The sequence below is a fragment of the Thalassospira xiamenensis M-5 = DSM 17429 genome, from assembly GCF_000300235.2.
Lineage (GTDB): Bacteria > Pseudomonadota > Alphaproteobacteria > Rhodospirillales > Thalassospiraceae > Thalassospira > Thalassospira xiamenensis.
On sequence record NZ_CP004388.1, the window covers coordinates 167,501 to 188,021 of the forward strand.

Annotated in this window: 14 protein-coding genes (1 of these 14 only partly in view); 12 read left to right on the forward strand and 2 right to left on the reverse strand. The window is 51.0% G+C overall.

Going from position 1 to position 20,521, the window contains the following annotated elements:
- The 11 genes from TH3_RS00780 to TH3_RS00835 form a co-directional block, all read left to right on the forward strand.
- Positions 1 to 360 carry the final stretch of a helix-turn-helix domain-containing protein gene (locus TH3_RS00780; RefSeq protein WP_007092208.1) on the forward strand. Its footprint begins 645 nt before the window's first position, so the window shows 360 of its 1,005 coding nt (coding positions 646-1,005); its start codon lies beyond the left edge, outside the window; the stop codon is at positions 358 to 360.
- Positions 348 to 656 carry a hypothetical protein gene (locus TH3_RS00785; RefSeq protein WP_139328327.1) on the forward strand — a complete coding sequence of 103 codons (309 nt, stop codon included), beginning with the start codon at positions 348 to 350 and terminating at the stop codon, positions 654 to 656. The genes TH3_RS00780 and TH3_RS00785 overlap by 13 nt, the downstream gene beginning before the upstream one ends.
- 254 nt (positions 657 to 910) lie before the next feature.
- Positions 911 to 2,248, forward strand: coding sequence for an ABC transporter substrate-binding protein (locus TH3_RS00790; protein WP_202965953.1), 1,338 nt, complete (start codon positions 911 to 913; stop codon positions 2,246 to 2,248).
- The gene (locus tag TH3_RS00795; RefSeq protein ID WP_007092211.1) at positions 2,245 to 4,254 is read left to right on the forward strand and encodes an ATP-binding protein; all 2,010 of its coding nucleotides are present in this window, start codon (positions 2,245 to 2,247) and stop codon (positions 4,252 to 4,254) included. Before TH3_RS00790 ends, TH3_RS00795 begins: the two co-directional genes overlap by 4 nt.
- Positions 4,251 to 5,609, forward strand: coding sequence for a sigma-54-dependent transcriptional regulator (locus tag TH3_RS00800; protein WP_007092212.1), 1,359 nt, complete (start codon positions 4,251 to 4,253; stop codon positions 5,607 to 5,609). The genes TH3_RS00795 and TH3_RS00800 overlap by 4 nt, the downstream gene beginning before the upstream one ends.
- A 215-nt stretch (positions 5,610 to 5,824) precedes the next feature.
- Positions 5,825 to 7,171 (forward strand): extracellular solute-binding protein, encoded by a 1,347-nt coding sequence (locus TH3_RS00805; protein ID WP_007092213.1) that lies wholly within the window; start codon positions 5,825 to 5,827, stop codon positions 7,169 to 7,171.
- 152 nt (positions 7,172 to 7,323) lie between these two features.
- Positions 7,324 to 9,054 carry an ABC transporter permease gene (locus TH3_RS00810; protein ID WP_007092214.1) on the forward strand — a complete coding sequence of 577 codons (1,731 nt, stop codon included), beginning with the start codon at positions 7,324 to 7,326 and terminating at the stop codon, positions 9,052 to 9,054.
- Between the two features lie 47 nt (positions 9,055 to 9,101).
- Positions 9,102 to 10,175 carry an ABC transporter ATP-binding protein gene (locus TH3_RS00815; protein WP_040060331.1) on the forward strand — a complete coding sequence of 358 codons (1,074 nt, stop codon included), beginning with the start codon at positions 9,102 to 9,104 and terminating at the stop codon, positions 10,173 to 10,175.
- 75 nt (positions 10,176 to 10,250) lie between these two features.
- The gene (locus tag TH3_RS22180) at positions 10,251 to 10,922 is read left to right on the forward strand and encodes a histidine phosphatase family protein (RefSeq protein WP_007092216.1); all 672 of its coding nucleotides are present in this window, start codon (positions 10,251 to 10,253) and stop codon (positions 10,920 to 10,922) included.
- A gap of 285 nt (positions 10,923 to 11,207) precedes the next feature.
- A complete protein-coding gene (locus tag TH3_RS00830; protein ID WP_007092217.1) occupies positions 11,208 to 11,459 on the forward strand; it encodes a hypothetical protein in 252 nt (83 codons plus the stop codon).
- Positions 11,459 to 12,049, forward strand: a complete 591-nt coding sequence (locus TH3_RS00835; RefSeq protein ID WP_007092218.1) for an ATPase — start codon at positions 11,459 to 11,461, stop codon at positions 12,047 to 12,049. Before TH3_RS00830 ends, TH3_RS00835 begins: the two co-directional genes overlap by 1 nt.
- Before the next feature lie 437 nt (positions 12,050 to 12,486).
- Here the strand turns inward: TH3_RS00835 and TH3_RS22185 are convergent, their stop codons facing one another.
- Both TH3_RS22185 and TH3_RS22190 read right to left on the reverse strand, forming a co-directional pair.
- Entirely contained in the window at positions 12,487 to 14,112 is a 1,626-nt protein-coding gene (locus tag TH3_RS22185) for a recombinase family protein (RefSeq protein WP_007092220.1), read from the reverse strand.
- Between the two features lie 76 nt (positions 14,113 to 14,188).
- A complete protein-coding gene (locus TH3_RS22190) occupies positions 14,189 to 14,764 on the reverse strand; it encodes a BRO-N domain-containing protein (RefSeq protein ID WP_007092221.1) in 576 nt (191 codons plus the stop codon).
- Between the two features lie 578 nt (positions 14,765 to 15,342).
- On the opposite strand from TH3_RS22190, the gene TH3_RS00855 reads away from it, so the two are divergent.
- On the forward strand, positions 15,343 to 20,520 hold the full coding sequence (locus TH3_RS00855) for a DEAD/DEAH box helicase (protein ID WP_007092222.1): 5,178 nt from the start codon (positions 15,343 to 15,345) through the stop codon (positions 20,518 to 20,520).
- Position 20,521: the final 1 nt, after the last annotated feature.

Genomic DNA, 20,521 nt, shown 5'->3' on the forward strand with positions numbered 1-20,521 from the left:
GATGTTAAACGACGCGGGAAAAGGCCCTCACGGCTTGGTCTGCTGGACATTCTCGATGGGTTGGTTTCCGAGGTGTCAGTGTCGGCTGATGAGAGCGTTTTCCCGGCTGTCTGTGATCCATCCGATCCACCGGAATGGCAAGAGATATGCCAGGTCGTCGCGCAGTCGGATATTCCCGGATGTCGTAACCCGCGTATCTGGCTGTCACAGATCCGGGCGGTTCTGAGTGGCAATACAATCGAATTAAAAGCCCGGAACCGATGCGTTCAGGATATTGCCCGTCATCATTTGTTGGCCATCATTGAACCCGTTGCCGAACGCCGGGGCTTGCAGATCGGAGCTGTGTCATGCGTGAGCTGATGATGTCCTCTGATCATTTTCCTGTGTCGTTTGAAGTTCGGCTTGAGGTATTTCGTCATCAGGCGGCTGGCTTGTCCCGCATCCGACGCTGGAACGGAGCCTGTGATGTTACCGTTGCCCAGCACTGCGTGCAGGCTTGCGATCTGGCGCCCCCCGAGGCTGCCGGTTATGCCTTGATCCACGACATCGAGGAGTTTGATACCGGTGATATTACCACACCGGTCAAGAACACCATGCGTGCGCTTGGTGTCTGGCAGTGTTTTGAAAGTGAGATCGTCTTGCCCATCGGACTATGAATTGAACCAAAAAATGAGAAGCAAAGGCGCATGATAATAGTGTCTATGGCTTTTTTGTGCGTGTCGTCTGGATAAATCTGTAAATGGCTCAGATTTGAATTCATCAATGATTAAAAAGGTCGCAATGACGTGGCTTCCTGAATAGTATCTGCTGACTAGGCAGAACGTTGTTCTGCAGAAAACATAAGAACAAATACTAGTTCGGGAGGCGCGGACAGCAGGCTAATCGCCAACGGTCCGCGAAAAATAGTTCAATGCGTTTGAGGCCAGCAACCTCGTTGCGCGTTGTAGTCCAGATTGCTGCCGGTATGTTGGCATTTGCCATATCGGGCAAGGCCACAGCGTGTGAACTGAGTATTCTGACGTCGTATCCGTCGTCATTCTACAAGCCGTTTATTGACCAGTTTGTAAAACAATCGGGCACAGTTGATGTGTGTGTTCAGAACAAGAACACCATTGGTCTGATTGCCCATGTGCGTGAAAACCGCAGACCGGTTCCCGATATTGTCTGGGCCAGTTCGCCGGTTGCCTTTGAGCTGCTTGAGCAACAGGGGGCCTTGGCAAAGTTCCCAGAAAAAGTATCAGAGCCCGTTACAAATGGGGGTATTCAGATCGACGCATCTGACGGCTCACGGTTTGGCTTTGCGCTCTCGACAATCGGGATGATGTCAGCGACAGATCAACCATTTGGAACCACAACAGTTGAAATCGCCGATCTGGCGTCGCCGTACTATTACGGCCTTTTGGGAATGAGTTCGCCGTCACGCAGTGGGACGACCCACCTTTTTGTCGAGAGCTTGTTGCAACAATATGGCTGGCAGGATGGCTGGGCGTTATTGTCGCAAATTGGCGGGAACCTTGCGACGGTAACCGCGCGCAGTTTCGGGGTACGTGACGGGGTGGCACGCAAACGGTTCCCGTTCGGGATCGGGATTGATTTTCTGGCTAGATCTGAACCGCAAACGGGTGAGGCTTTGTTGTTCCAGGCTTTTTCACCAGGCTGGTACTTCCCGGCTAGTGTGGCAGTGACTGGACTTGGAGCGCAAAACGCCCGTTCTCTAGAATTTGTTGACTTCCTGCGCGGTGATATCGCTCAGCATTTGCTCTTACATCCGGAAATCCGACGCATTCCGATTGATCCTAAACTTTGGCCGCAGGCAGGATTTTCGCCATCCGAAAATAATCCTGCACAGGGCCTTGATTTAAAACTGGCGGCACGGCGGATGGCCGTGGTCAATGCGCTTTATGATGATATGATCACGCACCGGTTACTTGAACTCAGAAAACTTTGGCAATCGTTGCGACGGTTGGAAGCCACACCGGTGATTACCCAGTCTGATGCGACCAAGCCGTTGCTCAATGCGGTGCGTGATGCGCTTGAATCAGTCCCGGTTGCGGCCTTTATGGCCAATGAACACAGTTTTGAACGGGTGTTTTCCGATGGGGTTCCGACCGAAAACGCGGTCGTTGGCAGACTTCGTTTGCAGGACAGCTGGTCGAACGATTTCAGCCAGCGTTTCAAGTCCGCCCGCGAACTGATTGCGCGCATGGATGCATTTCAAAGCCACCTTGATACAGGGGCTGTGAAATGAAGTGGCGTCTACACAGCCTGAAGTCCAAGCTGACTTTGTCGATCTTTGTCATTGCAAGCGTTTCGGTGATGGCAACGGTAATTTCTAACCTGACACTGGGGGGCGTCAGTCAGACGGTTGCCGATTTGGCATCGGAAAACCTGTCGATTACAGCGACAAGTGCCCGCTTTGCCGAGATAGGTCAGGAAATCAGGGTTGCGACCCCGCGTTTGGGCAGTGCCAGTACCCAGTATGGTCGCCAAGAAGCTCTGAACAGTCTGGAAGGCCATTTCAGGGATCTGAAACAACTGAGTGACGAGCTTGCAATCTACGCGCCGGAACTGACAGAAAAGCTGGCGGGGTTGCTTGATGCTTTGATGAGCAATGTCGAAAAGCTTGATGCCAATGTCGCAGGCAAGTTCACCATGCGCGATGATCTGGGCCGACAGGTAGCAAGAATCAACCGACTGCATAGCGACTTTTTGCTCGAAGTCGATCCCTTGCTGATTGATGCCAATTTCAACGTAACATCGGAGATTGATCGCAGTTTTTCCGCGCCGGGACAGGAAATCCGGGCCGATGCGGTGATTAACGAAGTTCGCTTTACAGAGGCCCTTGGGCGTCTGCATGCCGCCTGTAACCTGATTGTCGGTTTGATGTTGCGTGCGGTTGGTGAAGATGATTTTGGGGCGATCGAACAGCTTCGGCTTCGCCTTTTGGAGAGTATTTCCGAGGCCAACGAAAACCTTCCGGCCCTGCAACAGAACAGCAGTTCCATCACCTTGCTCCAGATTTGGCGTGAAATTGCATCTTATGGCGATAGTCCGCGTGATCTGCTTGAATTGAAGCTGCGTGAAACAGCCTTGCGCCGTCAGAATGCCCAGCTTCAGAACGAAAGTGCGATCTTACTTGAAGCATTGGGCGGGCTTGTTGCTGATGCGGTACTTGAAAGTGGTCAGCGCACCGAAAACGTATCGCTTCAGATCAAGCAGGAAGTACGCAACGGGCAACTGTTCGGTGCCCTAGCTGGTCTTGCCACCGTGGTGTTGCTGATCCTGTTTTCGGTGTTCTTTATCCGCGGGCAGTTGTTACAACGTTTGATGCGTGTCTTGTCTTCGATGCAGATCATTGCTGATGGCAACTTTGCGCACCGGGTTCTGGTTGATGGCAAGGACGAGATCGGGCAACTTGCCGATGTGGTTCGTCTATTCCGCCACAAGTCCCAGGAACTTGAAGCTCACGCCGAGGTGCTTCAGGAGACCAACAGCGAACTGCGCCACGAAATTGCGCTGCGCCGTCAGGCAGAACAAGATTTGCGTGAAACCCAGGCCGAACTTTTGCAGGCAGCCAAACTCGCCGCATTGGGACAGTTATCAGCAAGCATCGCCCATGAGTTTAATCAGCCATTAGCAGCTCTTAGTTCCTATAATCACAATGCTGAACTGTATCTGGAGCGCGGCGAAATCGAAAAATGCCGTGAAAAACTCGAAGATATAGACAGGCTGGTGAAGCGTCTTTCAAAGACGTCAAACCATCTGAAAAGTTTTGCCCGCCGTCCGCAGGAGGCCGTCACGCGCCATAGCGCGGTCGAGGTTCTGGAAAATGCATTGTCGCTGTTTGAAGAGCGGATGACACGGAGCAATATCCAACTTGTTCGCGACTATCCAGACGGCCAGGTTTATGTTCTGACCGATCCGGCAAAGCTTGAGCAGGTTTTGATCAACCTGATCAGCAATGCGGTCGATGCGGTAGAACATCAGGCGAACCCAGGTCTGCGTATGGTCATCAGCGAAACTGACCGACAGGCGCTCATTTCGGTTATTGATAATGGTACCGGGTTTGCGCCGGACGTCAGTGATAAACTTTTTGAACCCTTCTTTACGACCAAGCCGCCGGGCAAAGGGCTGGGACTTGGATTGTCGATTTCATTCAATATCATTCGTGACCTTGGTGGTCGTTTGCAGGTCCTGTCTGGAACGGGTGATCAGGGTGGAACGACCGCAACTGTGGAGCTGTTTAAAACGTGACCGATAACAGTGTAAAACCACCTGTTCTGTTGATTGATGATGAAGCTGAAATTCGCCGTGCATGGGAAGAAACCCTGCATCTGAATGACTTTACGCCGCACTCATTCGAAGACGGGGCCGCGGCAATTGCGACCCTGGATGCCGGATGGCCCGGCGTGGTTCTGACCGATTTACGAATGCCCGAGATGGACGGGTTTGCCGTGCTGGATGCGGTTAAACGCATTGATCCGAAAATTCCGGTCATTATCGTTACCGGCCATGGTGATATTCCGATGGCAACCAAGGCTGTTAAAGCAGGTGCCTATGATTTCATCGAAAAACCGGCCGATCCGGATGCCCTGCTTTCGGTGATGGCACGTGCTGCCGAACTCCGTAGGCTGGTTCTGGAAAACCGGCGTCTGAGCAATAGCAGTTCGGACGGCTATAAAATTGAAAATCACATTATGGGTAATCATCCAAAAATTGAACGGCTGCGAGCGCAAATTGCCGTTGTTGCCGGAGCGGATGTCAATACGGTGATCTATGGGGAAACCGGTACCGGTAAGGAACTGGTTGCCCGTGCACTGCATGAATTGGGACCGCGTAAGGACGGGCCTTTCATTGCGATTAACTGTGGTGCCTTGCACGAAACCTTGATTGCCAGCGAATTGTTTGGTCATGAAACCGGGGCCTTTACCGGTGCAGATCGCCGACGTATTGGTAAACTTGAACAGGCAAGCGGGGGGACGCTTTTCCTTGATGAGATTGAAAGCATGCCTCTTGGCCAGCAAACCCAGCTTTTGCGAGCCTTGCAAGGGCAGGTGATAGAAAGGCTGGGCGGGAAATCCCAGATCAAAATTGATGTGCGTGTGGTGGCAGCCGCCAAGGAAGATCTTGAGCGTGCATCTGAAGAAACCAGATTTCGCGCCGACCTTTATTATCGGCTGGCGGTCGCGTCATTGACAATTCCGTCTTTGCGTGAACGTGGTGACGATATCGCACTTTTGTTCGTGCACTACGTTACAAAGGCCTGTAGCAAGCACGGTTTGACGGTCCCGGAAATCACCGAAATCAATCTTGATGATTTGCGCGGAAAGTCATGGCCGGGGAATGTGCGTGAACTGGTAAATGCCGCCGAACGCTATGCCTTGCAGCTTGAAAGTGCTGGGATGGCAACCGATCCGCTTGATGCCAGGATAATGTCGTTGCCCGATCAGATTGAGGCGTTTGAAAAAAAGGTGATTGTATCTGCCTTGCGACGTTGTGGTGGGCGTGTCCAGGAAACAGCAGACTATCTGTCTATCCCGCGCAAGAAGCTGTATCTGCGGATGCAGTACTACAAGATCGATAAGCGCGCATTTGCAAGCAGCGAGTGATGGGTCGTTCGTGACACCAGATTTTTTACTGATGTGTCAGAATTGACCCATTCTCTGCTTTCATAGGTGAGTCGATTTTTGATTTATTCATTATTTTTCAATTAGTTACTCATTTTAGGGTGAGAGGGTGCCTTCTGGCACAGACGTTGCTCTTGTTTGGTTGCCGACCGTTGTCGGTCAATGAACAACCAAATAGGGAGGAACCAGTGTCCAAAATGGTTCACAAGACTTTGCGCCACCTGGGGACAGGTGTTGCGATTGCTGCAATGCTTGCGACAGCGACAGCACATGCCGCAGATGACAAGCTTGTTATTGTTACATCATTTCCATCTGATCTGACGGACGTCTTCAAAAACGCCTTCATGAAGGAAAATCCTTCAATTTCCGTCGAGGTCGTCAATAAAAGCACCTCTTCAGGTGTGAAGTACCTGATTGAAACCGCGCAGAATAACCAGTCGGATATCTTCTGGGCGTCGGCACCTGATGCGTTCGAAGTGCTCAAGGAAAACAGTCTTCTGGCAAAATATGAATCGTCTGTCAGTGGTGTTGCGACAGAACTGAACGGCTATCCCATCAACGATCCGGACGGATATTATTCCGGCTTTGCTCTTTCGGGTTATGGATTCATGTGGAACGAACGTTACATGGATGCCTACAAACTTCCGGAACCAAGTGAATGGGAAGATCTGGCAAAGCCGGTCTATAACGGCCATGTTGGTATTTCCGCGCCGTCGCGTTCGGGGACGACGCACCTGACGATTGAAACCATTCTTCAGGGTGAAGGCTGGGAAAAAGGATGGCAGACCATCCGGGACATTTCCGGGAATGCCAAAACCATCACCGAGCGCAGCTTTGGTGTGCCGGACGGGGTGAATAGCGGTTCGTTCGGTATCGGTATTGTCATCGATTTCTTCGGCTTCTCGTCGATGGCATCAGGTTTCCCGGTTGATTTCCGCTATCCTAGCGTCACGGCCCTTGTTCCGGCCAATATCGGTGTGATCAACAATGCACCGAATAGCGAGCCGGCCAAGAAGTTCATCGACTTCCTGATGTCAGAAACCGGCCAAGGCCTGTTGTTCGACCCGAAAATCATGCGTCTGCCGGTGAATAAGAGTGTTTATGCCAATGCACCTAAAGGTTTGCCAAACCCGTTTGATGGGTCGATCAAGTCCGAAGTCAACTTTGACACCGCGGTTTCGCAAGGGCGCTACAATGTCGTGAACTCGCTGTTCGACGTCATGGTTACCTATCGTTTGGAAGACCTGCGCGCAGCAACCGTAGCTATTCAGGAAGCCGAAGCCGCATTGGCTGAAAACGGTTCTGCCAATGCCGAAGCAACCAAGCTGATCGCTGATGCCAAGGCACTTCTCCATACGCTTCCGATTGATGAAGCCAAGGCAAATGATCCTGAATTTGCTGCGATCTTCAAAACCAAACGTAAGAAACAGACTGACAAGGTCGAAGGACGTCAGGCTGAAATCGAACAGGAATGGGATAACCAGATCGTTCAGAACTACCAGAAAGCAGCTGAACTCGCGAATACGGCCCGCTTCATGTTCTAAACCGCACTGACCTCCCTGGTATCATGTAGATCCACCACGCAGCCGCTGGGGGTATGCACGGGGACTGCATGATGCTCACCCTCCCTGCCAGAGAATTTCATCACAATGACCTCTCTGGCAGGGGACAAATTTTCCGACATTGGAGAATACTTATGTCCTCCGCCGCTATTGCGCGACCGGTGCGTTTTTCTTCGCTTGGTCCTTACATGGTCGCTGGGATTGTGGTCCTGTTCCTCGGGGCATTCCTTCTGGTTCCGGTCCTGAAAGTTATTCAGGTGGCATTCCAGGACCCATCCAGTGGTTCGTTGACGCTGGTGAACTTCCAAGACTTCTTTAACAGTTCGCTTTTCCGCCAGTCCTTCTTCAACTCTGTCTATGTGTCGGGCATGTCTGTCGTGTTTGCGTCGGCATTTGCGCTTCCACTGGCCTATTTCACGACCCGTTTTAATTTCTCGGGTTCGGTCATTATTCAGACACTTGCTTTTGTGCCTCTGATCATGCCGCCGTTTATAGGTGCGGTCGCCATGCAGTTGCTGTTTGGATCGAACGGCAGCGTAAACCTTTTGTTGCGTGACTGGTTCGGGGTCGACATTCCCTTCATGGAAGGTTTGAATGGCGTCATCTTTGTTCAGTCCATTCACTATTTCCCGTTCATCCTGATCAATCTCAGTGCAAGTCTTCAGAACATTGATCGCTCAATGGAAGAAGCTGGCCAGATGCTGGGTTCAAGCGGTTTTCGTCTATTTCGTCGCATCGTCTTTCCGCTTGCAATGCCTGGTTATATAGCCGGTGCGTCGCTTGTTTTCGTCAAGGTTTTTGACGACCTGGGAACGCCGCTTTTACTGAACGTGAATACCATGCTGGCACCTCAGGCATATTTGCGCATCTCCTCAATCGGTATCTCTGATCCGATGGGATATGTGATTTCCTGTATCCTGATCGTCTTCTCGGTCTTTGCCATGTGGGTGGCGTTCCTTGGCATGCGCGGTAAAGATTATTCCACCACGCAAAAAGGTGGAGGCGGCCTTTCCAAGCGTGATCTGCGTTCGCATGAAGCCATCCTTTGCTACGTTGTGATCTTCTCTATTCTTGGTATCGTGCTGGCACCGCATCTGGGCTTGCTTTTGCTGTCATTTGGTTCTGTCTGGTCCTTTAGTGTTCTGCCCGACAGTTTTACCACTGGCCATTATGGGACCGCATTTACGTCTGCCTGGACCTTTATCAAGAACACGCTGATTTATGCGGGACTTGCCGGTGTCATTGACATCGTTCTTGGAACTGCAATCGCCTATGTGGTGATGCGTACCAATGTTATTGGTCGTAAATGGCTTGATTACCTTGCGGTTTCTGCACTTGCCGTTCCGGGCGTAGTGCTTGGTATCGGTTATCTGCGTGTGTTTTATGGTGTGAACATGCCATTTACCGATCAGCCGATGGCTACTTGGTGGGGGATTATTGTTATTGCCCTTGCTGTGCGTCGTTTACCCTATGCATTGCGGTCTTGTACCGCTGCCTTGCAGCAGGTTTCCCCTTCATTGGAGGAGGCGTCGGAAAACCTTGGTGCGTCCAAGTTCCGGACTGTCCGACGAATTGTTGTGCCGCTGATGGCAAGTGGTCTTGTGGCGGGTTTTGTCACCAGCTTCTCGACCGCCGCGGTCGAGCTTTCCGCAACCATCATGCTTGTTTCCACAGAAAATGACGCACCGCTTGCTTACGGACTTTACTTGTTCATGCAGTCGGCGGCGGGCCGTGGTCCGGGTGCTGCACTAGGCGTCATGGCGGTCATTATCGTGGGGCTGGCGACATACCTGTCCCATCGTATGGTTGACCGTGCACGCCAGCAACGCAGCAGCATGGAGCAGGCTGCAGGAGATGCAGCATGATCGCAACAAGCAATCCTTCCAATAATCCTCGCGCGGAGGCCGACACCATGACCACGATGCAAACACTTCCGGTTCAGATCGACATCAAAAATCTTTCCCTGTCATTCGGCAATACCGAAGTTCTCAAAGGGGTCAATCTCGCCATCCGGCCTGGAGAATTTTTTGCCTTTCTCGGCCCGTCGGGCTCTGGTAAGTCAACGCTTTTGCGCGCAATCGCTGGGTTTGGTCCAACCCCAAAAGGTCAGATCAAACTTGATGGACAAGATATTGTTGGTTCGGTCCCATGGCAGCGGAATGTGGGGATGGTGTTCCAGAGCTATGCGCTTTGGCCGCATATGACGGTTGCCAAAAACGTTGCCTTTGGCCTTGAAGAACGCAAGGTCCCAGTTTCGGAAATCGGTCCGAAAGTGCGTGCTGCGCTGGAACTGGTTGGTATGGGTGATTACGCGGAACGTTTCCCGTCTCAGCTCTCGGGGGGACAGCAGCAACGTGTTGCGCTCGCACGTACCATTGTTGTTGAGCCGCGCGTTCTGCTTCTTGACGAACCACTTTCAAATCTTGATGCGAACCTGCGTGTCCAAATGCGTCAGGACTTGCTCAAACTACAACGTCGTCTTGGCATTACCACCATCTTCGTGACCCACGATCAGGAAGAAGCCAATACCATCTGTGATCGCATCGCGGTCATGGCGGATGGTGTTGTACAGCAGATCGGTCGCCCGGATGAAGTTTATGACAATCCGGCCAACAGCTTTGTTGCCAAGTTTCTTGGAACGGCCAATATCCTCGAAGGTGAGGTGGTCATTGCTGAGTCGGGCAGAAGTTTTGACTGTGGTGCGAACTTTCACATCCCGGTCGGTGCAGAAGAAACCTTGGGTAAAGCTCGTCTGGTGGTGCGTCCCGAAAGTATCGAGTTCAGCGCCGGTGGTGCAGAAGGTGTGCTCTCGGGTTCGGTTGTATCGGCCGAATTCCTCGGAGGTATGGTGCGTTATGCCATCGATGTTAACGGACAGGAATTGCTGGTTGACGAACGCCATACCCGTGGAAAGAAGCGAATGGAAAAAGGTGAAAAGGTCGCACTGAAACTAGATCCCGCACAGGCGGTTCTGATCCGCGATTGATTTGAAGAAACCGGGGCACCGAACATACTGCAATGTTTGGTGCCCTTTTGCGACCTGTATCGAGAAAATTAGAAAATGTCTGAAAGAAAACTCCCAACCATTCTACTGATCCGACATGGCGAAACCCAATGGAATGTCGAGGGACGGCTGCAAGGTGGACAGGATGCACCGTTAACCCTGAATGGGTTTCGTCAGATCTGCGCCGTTGCTGAAAACATTCGTGATCTTTGGTCAGATTTGCGCATTGCCGGTCCCGTGAATTACCTAACCAGTCCTCTGGGCCGCGCCCGACAGACAGCCTCAATCCTCTCCGATTGTTGGGACATTGGTTATTCGGGTTTCAAGTTTGATTCCAAGCTTCAGGAACGCAACTACGGGACTTGGGAAGGCATGACCTTATCAGAAGTGTCCCAATCCCGCCCGGCTGAGTTTAACGCATATCAGTGCGACCCATGGAACTATCCGGTTCCCGAAGGTGAGAGCAAAACTCAGCTGAGCATCCGGATAAAAGGGTGGCTTGAAAAACTCCCAACTGATCAATCACATGTCGTGGTTACCCACAGCGGATGTTTTCGATTGATCCGAGGCCTATATGTCGGCGCATCTCAGGCTGAAATTGACGAATACCGCGAACCGCAGACAACATCCTATCTTCTCGATCACGGGGGCGCTTACGAATGCGAAATGCCGTTAGAGTTGAGCAAAAGGTTCGGCCTCAATCCCAAGGCTTTAACCGTACATATTTGAGCGCAAAAGATATCCGTTTAGATTAGGTGTTTGGTTCCACAGTGTGACGGTTGGGTTTTGCAATAAAGACATCTGGTTTTGATTTTCAGAGTTCCTCAATGGTTTCGGTGGGTGTCTTGAGCTTGATTTCCTTGAGTTGTTTGGCGAAGCTGTAAGCAGTTAGCCGATAGTTGAAAAAACGCGACAATTCGATGGGCTCGATATTGCGTTTTTTCAAAAACTGTCGATGGTGTATAAGAACGTATGTCTTAAAAACATACAGATGATGTGCAGCAAGGAAATCTCATGCCGGAAATCACATTCGAGCAGGTGACCAATGCCAGCGGGGCGGATAGCCGCAAGCTCTGGCTAGAGTTTGAAAAGCAGCTCGCCAATGATGACGGGCGGGCGGCCAAGGCCCATCTCGAGGCTGGGCGACCGGTATTTTACTGCGACCCGACACATGAAGGCAGTATTGTTCGCAAATGGCCCGATGGCCGATGTGAACTGGTGTCCATCAATGATGACGGGACAGTTGAAGTTCTCCGTGCCATCTGATGGCTCAGCTTTGGATTGTTGCCGGTCCAAACGGGGCAGGCAAAAGCACACTGGTCGAGCGGTATAACCCTGCAGAACCTCAGTCCTTGCCGGTGGTTAATCCGGATAATATTCATAAGTTTTATCCAGAGCGTGGCAGGGTTTATGCGGGCCGTGAAGCTATTTTGCAGCAGGAACACCACCTTTCTTCTGGCAACTCTTTCATCATAGAGACGACCCTTTCCGGGCAGCGTGAACGGCAACTGGTCAAGGCAGCAAGATCGAAAGGCTATGGCATAAATTTTGTTTATGTCGGATTGCCTGATCCGTCGCTGTCAATTGCCAGGATCGCGCAGCGCGTCGCAGCGGGAGGGCATCATGTGCCCTCTGAGGACGTAAAACGCCGTTATCCGCGGAGCCTTGCAAGGCTTGCCGAGTTCATAGGTGTGGCGGACCGGGTTTACATCTTTGATAATTCGAGAGAGCGAAGCAGGTTGCTTTTGTGCCGTGTGAAAGGGCGTACGCGAAAAGTCGCAAGCCAATTGCCGTCCTGGCTCAAGACAGCTATTCCACGTGCTTTCCAGAAGATCGACCGGGGAATGTCTATGTGATGAACCGGCAGGATTCTGCCGGGTGCAATCTCGATATAGTTAGGTTCCGTCAGGCCCAAAAGTTTTGTATAGACCTAGAGGCTGATCCCAACATTTGATGTAAGGCAACATGTTGAAATCTGCTTTTATATGCGGGGTTCCGTTGACATAGAAAATGTTTCGCCGACTTTTGCGGCGCTTTACATCGACATATCGCTTTAGCTTCTTTGCATCGTACAGCGGATACCAGTGCCAATCATACCTAACATAGGTCAGTTGATCATTGCTGGCCCTGTATCGCTGTACACGTCTTATCTCAGTGAGAACATATCCCGTTCCATCGCGTGCTTTTTCCATGACATACAAAGACTTTTGTGGGGCGGTAATCAATACTGGTTCACCTTGAAACGACACAAATGAAGGCTCAACAATTCGAACCAGTTTAGGCGTATTGAATCCTATTGTGAATGACGCTTGTCGGCAGCGATGATCGCTGCAAAGTCAAACGTCACCTCGCATTTTCGATCCCAGCGTTCCTCGATCTCATCCCAGGTGGCGTGAAGGGTCAGTCTGTCGATGATTTGGCGAAGCGGGATCACCGCTTCCGGATCGCGGGACCAGACCCGTAATTTGGCAATCAGTTTGTTGTGTCGAGCGAGAATACGGTCGATGCTTTTCGGGAGTGATGTATCGGCCAGTTGCCGTTCACATTGGGAAATATCGAGTTTCGTGCGATGGATCTGTTCTGACTTGTCATCGAAGAATGCACGGATTTCGTGAGATCTGGCATCGGGCCCCAGAGCATCAATTACCTTGTTTAGGCCTGTGCGTATATCCTCAAGCTCTTTTCTCAGTCGCTTGATCTCGCCTTCAAGTTTGGACCGCCTCTTTACCATGTCTGCATTGTCGAAATGTGCCTTGATCATGTCCTGGTCAAGCGTGCTGATTGCTTTGATCACCATTGCGATAATCTGGTCATAATTGAGGCTCCGGTTCGGGCAGCCTTTCGATTTGCAGGAATAGTGCCGGGCATAGGTCGCAACAATCGGCTCGCCATGCTTGCCGCAATAGAGCTTGCCGCCAAAGACCGCATTCACGCGTTTGCCGGTGATGACCTGGCTTCGCCGCCATTCCCGTGACCGATTGATCGAGATTTCACGCTTTTCCTCCTCGGTCATGACTTTCGGGGCGAGTTTGCGCTCACGCTGTCGAGCTGAACGTTGATCAAGTGAACGCTGCACGCTGGCAAACAAGTTTTCCTCGACAATGGCCAGTTCGGGGATCGGCACCGTTACCCATTCGCTTTCCGGACGCATGATCGAGACACGTCTGCCGGTTTCCGGGTGTTTGCGATACTGCATCTTGTTGAAGGTTATCGTGCCGTTATAAAGCGTCTGACGCAGCAGACCGGTCTGGCGGACAAAAGAACCGACAAGCGTGGTCGGGGCCCATTTGCCGCCATTTGGTGCTTCAATACCGCGCCGGTTAAGATCTTCACAGATATGTTTGAGCTTCTGGCCAGCGTCATATGCGGCAAAAATCTCGCGCACGATTGCGGCTTGCTGCGGGTTGATTGTTCGTTTGCCGCGTATCGGTTCACCTGATTCATCAAGTGCGTGGACCAGATCATAGCCATAGAGTTTGCCGCCAGGTACGCCACCACGAAGAACAGCGGCAACAACGCCCCGATGTGTTTTATCGGCCAGATCCCGGAGATAGAGCGCATTCAGGGTGCTTTTAAAGCCGATATGCAGCTCGTTGATCAGCCCCTCGCTGACAGTTTCAACAGGGACGCCGAGAAATATCATTTTCTTGAAGAAATTGGCCGTATCGGCCTGATCCCGGCTGATGCGGCTGAGATCTTCGGCGATGACAATATCAAACTGGCCATTAAGCGCTCCGATCAGCAGAGCATTGATGCCGGGACGGTTTTCTATATGGGCTCCTGACAGCGCCTCGTCCCGATATATCTGGACAACATCATATCCCTTGAAACGGCAGAATTCCTGACAGCGGCGGATTTGATCTTCGGAGCTCGTCCCCTGTTTGTCGGTCGAGTGACGGGCGTAAATTCCAGCTCTCAAGGAAGCCTCGTAATCTGGTTATATTCTTATGATCGGTGAACAGGTTGGTTCAGGAGGGAAGGAGGGGAGAGCGGTCTCAATGCCGTCGTCTCTGCCAACTGACCCATTCCGGCATGAAGGTGCCGATACCTGGAGCAAGGATCTCGGCAATGGTTTCGTCGTCGAAATCGGTTTTTTCGAAAAGCTGGCGGGCAACGCCCTGGAACTTGTCGTGGGTTATTCGACCTTTAACCAGCGAACGGTTTTCCTCGAGCAGGCTGACTTTGTCGAGAAGAGCTTCGATTAGTTCCTGCTGGTCGGTGTTTGGGGCTGGCGGTGTGGTCTGGGCATGATGATATGCGCCGGTTTTCCGGATGGATGGCAGGACCTCGGATGTTACCCACTTTTTGAAACGCTTTGCTTCAGGCTTTCTGCTTCGAAGGATCAGTGAATAAAGGCCGCTTTCATTGATGATCTGCAAATTCTGATCACCGCCAGCGGTCCTCACAATGTGTGTACCCTTTTCGTCATCATCGAGGTTTCGCAAACCGTTTTCCGCATCCCGATAGCCAAGTGCTTTACAGACATCTGTCCCTACAGCCCAGATCTGTCCATCAATTTCGATGGCACGAAAATCGACGCTATCGAAGTTAAAGGTAATGATTTCGCTCATTTCAGCCCCTTGCCTGTCGACGATGCGTATTCCGCTCTGGTTGTAGAAGCGCATCGGGATTCTTTTGATTACTCGACGGGAGGACTAATGCGCAAGGGTAAAAGCGCATCCTTTCGTAAGAATAGGTTCTGCAAAAAATCAAGCAATAACAGTGCATTGCCAGTGATTGCCAGAAAGTGCCAGAGATTGACTAAGATTGCCAGTCTGTGCCAGTCTGTGCCAGAGATTCCACAACTTTACCCTGTCGTGGTGGGGGCAGGATAGGTTTGGTGGGCCCACCAAACAGCCCAAACGGGCTTCCTGCTTATTCGCATGGCGATGCCATGCTCAACATAAAGAGTTGGGATAGCTGCGTTTACCATCGCACCTAGAAAACTCGTTGATGTATTAGGAATGGACAGGAAATAGGCCGGAAATGGGGATGAGAGGGGAGACTGCGTCGAGAGCTCCGGTGTGCTATCAATGGTGACAGTCAGTTCCCAGCTTCTCTATGGTGCAATTTTATTAGACCGTTCGGCATTGCCGACAACCTGTTCGTAAGGCCAATCGAACAGGTACCGCAGCACTTAGGATTCTTAATGAAAGCTTTTGAGTTCGACCACCAGTTGATTAATGCTTACGAGCATTTTTCCCGCTCATTCAGCACAATTCGTGCATCTGACTTGAGTGCTGAAGTAAACGCTCAATACGATGCTGGAAGATTTTGGCCAGATGCTTTGTTGTCGCTCAATCCCAGGTTTTTGGCAGGGCCAACGGTTGATGAGTTGGTGATTTCTAACGATTTGGATGAAGGTACCGGACGTGTCTTTCGGTTTGGAGAAACGCCGCTAAGACTGCATAAGCACCAAGCTGAGGCAATTGCCAAGGCTAAGTCTGGTAAAAGCTTTGTTGTTACTACAGGCACAGGATCAGGTAAATCCTTATGCTTTTTTGTTCCTGTTGTGGATGCCATTATTCGGGCGCGTAGAGCTGGTAAACCCCGTCGGACAAAGGCAATTATTGTCTATCCCATGAATGCATTGGCGAATAGCCAGATGAAGGAGATCGACAAGTTTATCGCTCAATCAGGCTTACCTGAAGATATCAAGCCTGTTGTCAAACGATACACTGGGCAGGAAAGCCAAGAAGATCGCGAGCGTATAGCGTCGAACCCGCCTGATATCCTTCTCACCAATTACATGATGGCAGAGCTTCTTCTTACGCGACAAGACGACTTGGATGCGAAAGTGGTCGGGAATGCATCAGGGCTCGAATTTATAATTTTAGATGAGCTACACACCTATCGCGGGCGCCAAGGAGCCGATGTTGCAGTCTTGGTTCGCAGACTTCGTGATAGGTGCTGTGCTGACAATGTACCGATATGTATAGGGACGTCTGCGACTATGGCTTCAGAAGGGTCGGATGAAGGCCGAGCTCTTGCTGTTTCGAAGGTTGCGTCCCGACTATTCGGAGCCGAGATTGGTCCAGATGCTGTCATAGATGAATCTTTGCAACGTGCAACAGATGACTCCTTAAAAATTGAGAAGGTACTGGGGGCTTTGGGGAAGGCCATAACTCATCCAATTCCAGATACGCTTAGTGATGAAGTTTTAAAACATCACCCTGTTGCTGTTTGGGCAGAGTTAGAACTTGGGTTGGAAGATGGCCTGGAGTTGAGACGTAAGAAGCCAATTCCGTTCGAGGAAGCTGTCAGCAAACTATCAAGTGACAGTGGTGTTGAATTAGAAAAATGTCGCGAATACCTAGAGCAGTTTCTCACAAGGGTGAGCTTGCCGGAACGAGAGCGTGGAGGGGAAAAAGACGCGGCATTCCTTGCCTTCAAACTGCATCGATTTATCTCGGGCGCGGGAGAAGTTTTTACGACATTAACGTCCCAGCCACGGCGAATTCTTTTGGAAGGGCAATTAGAGGACCCCGAAGCTCCTGGTAACCGTCTTTATCCAACCCGTTTTTGTAGAAATTGTGGTCAAGAATATCATGTCGTTACAAAAATAGAAGACGATGGGGTACTGCGCTTCTTACCTCGTAGCATCGACGATACGCCTCTCGAACCTGAAGAAGATGAGGTTGCTGGATATCTTTGTCCTGCTAATCCATCTGACGCCGACTTTCAGTTCACGGGTGAACTGGAGGGATATCCGGATAGTTGGCGAGAGGAAAGGAATGGCATTGAGCGTCTAAGATCTTATCGCAAGAAGCGCATGCCTGTTTCTTATTTTATTGGCGCAGATGGTCGTCACAGTTCCGATGGCAACGGGTTCTGGTTCATACCAGGGAAGTACGCATTTTGTTTGTGTTGCCACGATGAGCCGACCCAAGGGATGAGGGAGCGCAGCAAACTCGCTGGGCTCTCTGGTGAGGGACGTAGTTCAGCTACGACCTTGTTAGTAGCTAGTGCCTTGGAATGGATGCATAAGCCAAACAGTGGCGTTCCTGATACAAAGCGGAAGCTATTGGGGTTCACGGACAATCGGCAGGATGCCGCGTTACAGTCAGGGCATTTCAATGATTTCTTATTTGTAAGCCTACTTCGTGGTGCCATCCTTCGGGCAGTAATAGCCGCAGGGGCAACTGGGCTAGCTGAAGATGAGTTTGGGCTTAATGTCGTTCGAGCACTTGGTTTCACTTCTGAAAACAAAGCTGCTCGAAAGCACTGGCTACTCGACGCGAATGCCGGTGCAATTATGCGTGAAGACGCACAACGTTCCCTTGCCAAAGTACTTGCTCATCGTGTTTGGACAGATTTGCGTCGCGGATGGCGTTTTACCAATCCCAGTTTATCTGTTTTGAATTTGATCGACGTTAACTTCTTAGGGCTTGAGGAGTTGGCGAGTGACCGTGAGCGACTAATGAGCATTTTGCCAGTGCTTGGTGATCTTGATGCTGAACGTCGCCAGATTGTCCTAAAGACCTTGCTATCAGCAATGTTGGAAGGTCTTGCCGTCCAAACTGAAGCCCTCGACCTCACAGTAATGGATGGTGTGGCACAGAAATCGCGTATGTTGCTTCAAGCGCCATGGGCTATTGATCAAAAGGAAAACCCAAGGACACGAGCTTCCCTTGTCCTCCGCGCGGGCAATAAGAACGTTGTAACGTTACGCGAGGAGCAAACTCTTTTGCGAGCTGGTCCTAACTCAAGAATCGCTCGCCTTTTGAACAGCAAAAAGGTTCTGGGGGTAAAACTTAAGAAGGAAGAATACTATGAATTCATGCGGGGTGTTCTCTCCTTCCTTTCAGAAGAAGGGGTTTTGGTTCCCGTTGAGCTCGACGCGGATGTTACCGGTTGGAGACTGTCGCCGTCGGCGGTGCGTCTTATTCCAGGTCCAGCGGTCTCGGATGAAACTAAGCGTGGCAACCAGTATTTTCATAATCTTTACACATCGATTGCAAGTGATCTTAGAAATGGACAAAGTTCTTATTGGGGATTGGAAGGTCGAGAGCATACGGCTCAAGTATCGCAAAAGCAGCGGGAGTGGCGGGAATGGCGCTTCCGTTTTGAGCAGGATGATATTGAACATCTTATAAATTCGGAGAATAGGACTGAAATAAGGGCATCAGGTGAGTCTGATCAGTTCCTGCCTGCACTATTCTGTTCTCCGACGATGGAACTTGGTGTCGATATTTCTGCGCTAAATGCGGTGTATCTGCGAAATGTTCCACCAACACCTGCAAATTACGCCCAACGTGCAGGTCGCGCAGGTCGATCAGGGCAAGCTGCCGTTGTGGTTACTTACTGCGCGTCTGGCTCCCCTCATGATCAATACTTTTTTGACCGCCGGAATGACATGGTGGCGGGTATTGTTCGCCCCCCTGCGCTCGATATCACCAATGAGGAATTGGTTCGCTCCCACCTTCACGCCGTCTGGCTGGCAGAGGCCAAACTCAAATTGTCTCCGGATATTCCAGAGATATTGGACCTACATGACGAAAAATATCCTTTAAAGGAAGAAGTTCTCGAAGTCATTTCAAGGTCCAGTTTGGTGTCTCAAGCTCGGGGGGCGATGGAACGTGTTTTAAACCAGATTTTGCTGTCAGATGATGGCAAGTTGCCTGTTTGGATGGGGGACGTTGAAGCCTTTATCCTCCAAACAGCAATGGATGCACCCAAGGAGTTTAATCGTGCATTTGATCGTTGGCGTGAACTATACAGATCTGCGCGTACCCAGCTGGCAGAAGCAAACAAGCGTTCCGAGATAACCGGTTTGGCAAATGCAGATAGACGCAAGATCAAAGCAGCTCAAATGCAAGCCCAGGATCAGTTAGCAATCTTGGAGCAGGGTAAGGCTTCCAATGGCTCAGATTTTTACTCCTACAGATATCTTGCAACAGAGGGCTTTTTGCCGGGGTACAACTTCCCACGGCTGCCGCTATATGCTTTTGTGCCTGGCGAGGGAAGTTCCGGATCCTTCCTGTCTCGAGCGCGGTTCTTGGCAATCTCAGAATTTGGGCCGAGAAGTCTAATCTATCATGAAGGGCGTGCTTACCGGGTCCTTAAAGCCAAGTTACCTCCAGAAGTTCGTCAGGGCGATGGCTCTGAGCTTGCAACTAAAGATATTTACATCTGTTCGAATTGTGGAGCTTCACACGAGGGCGAAGTTGAACGTTGTCAGGGCTGCAATAATCATTTGGCGGGAGAGGTTCCCATAAAAAGGACGCTGCGTATTGATAATGTTGAGGCCGCGCCAACAGAACGTATTACTGCCAACGACGAAGAGCGGGTCAGGCAAGGCTTCGACATCCAGACCGTGTTTTCTTGGCCTCAGAAAGATGGTCGGGTCCAAGTCACAAGTGCTGATTTCGTTTGCGGGGAAAACTCCCTCCTCGCGCTGCAATACGCGAACAGCGCCGAGATCAGCCGTTTAAATAAAGGTTTGAAAAGGCGTAAGGATCAAACGGTCTTTGGCTTCAATATTGATCCAAGGTCGGGGTATTGGGCAAAATCTGAAGAAGAAGACAGTGACACGGATGTTCCGCCAGACGTGGTCAAGCCTGTACGTATTGTTCCCATTGTTCGTGACAGGAAAAACGCTTTGTTATTCCGGTTCGAGAAGCCCGAGCAATACAAACTGGAGACCATCGCTACTGTTCAGCATGCCCTCCTGCGCGGAATAGAAGTGGTTTTCCAGCTGGAAGAAGGGGAAATCCTGGGAGAGCCATTACCAGCCAGAGATAACCGAAGAGCGATCCTCACATACGAGGCGACAGAAGGTGGAGCTGGCGTTCTGACCCGGCTGATCGATGATGAAAACGCGATCAATGAAATAGCCAGTACTGCGTTGAGCCTTATGCATTTCGAGAATGTTGAAGAGGCAATTGCAGCAGGCGATGCTGCCCTTCTCAAAGAAAAGGAAGACGGTAGCTGTGTGCGTGGTTGCTACCGTTGTCTCTTGTCATACTTCAACCAGCCGGATCACGAGCTTATTGATCGTTCTAGCCCTGAAGTGGGACAGTTTCTTATCGACCTTGCTCGAGGACGGATTTTATTGGCCGCAACAGCGGGTTCTGGGGGAATAGCATCGCCTTGGATTGCCGCGTTCGAAGCCGCCGGACTACCGCAAGTAGATACGATGCCTGCGACCTTCGGTGGTATTGAGTTCGAGTTTATATGGCGTGCTTTTGCGGTTGCTGCGACGACCGGGAGCATAACACCGGAAGCCGAAGCTGACGCGCTGAATAAAGGGTGGGTTCTGCTTGATCTACCAACTACGTCGTCCGCAGGTTTGCCGGACGATTTCTTGAAGAATTTTGAGGGTTGAG